Consider the following 606-nt stretch of genomic DNA (forward strand, 5'->3'; position numbering starts at 1 on the left):
TGGATCAGCGTGTTGGCGCCGTAGTCCAGGGCGCCAAGAACACTACGCCGGCAGTGCATGTTCGGTTCGATCTCGTGAGGCAAGCCTCGTGGTGACCAGCTACGCTGAACCGACGGCGATCCGCAAAAGCCAGCCTCGTCGAGGTAGGGCAGGCGAATGGCGTCCTCGCGCGCGGCCTGCTGCAGCTTGTCGAGCGTGGCCTGTTTCACGGCGAATGCCACCGGGTCGCGTTTTTTTTGAGCGACAGGCGGTTGCGTTTGAACGTAAAACCCTCCCGCTTGAGCACCATGCTCAGCGTATCGAGATGCCCGAACGGCAGTGGGCCGAATTCAGCCTCGACGCGCTGAACGATTTGCTCGCGCGTCAGCGGCTCGCCCGAGGCCATGCGCACGACCGTGGCGATCATCTCGTCGCTCAACGCACGAGGCCGTCCGCCTTTATGACCGATCTTGACCAGCAATCCGATCACACCCTGTTCGCGCCACGTGTGGGTCCAGTTGTAGACCGACTGACCGCTCACACCGAGTCTTGCGCCGACGGCCATCGGACGCAGCTTGCCGCCCGCAAGCATCAGCAGAGCGGCTGCCCGCGTGCGCATGTCCGGGT

General features: G+C 63.7%; 1 protein-coding gene and 1 pseudogene. Both read right to left on the reverse strand.

The annotated features are described in order from the left end of the window. Window positions 1–209, reverse strand: a pseudogene (locus ACPUER_RS37030) (hypothetical protein); the annotation flags it as partial. Next, window positions 206–606: helix-turn-helix domain-containing protein (locus ACPUER_RS37035; RefSeq protein ID WP_425133612.1), on the reverse strand; the 401-nt coding region annotated here is incomplete at its 5' end. The pseudogene ACPUER_RS37030 and the gene ACPUER_RS37035, both read right to left, overlap by 4 nt.

The organism is Burkholderia sp. DN3021 (assembly GCF_049805555.1).
Classification (GTDB): Bacteria; Pseudomonadota; Gammaproteobacteria; order Burkholderiales; family Burkholderiaceae; genus Burkholderia; species Burkholderia pyrrocinia_C.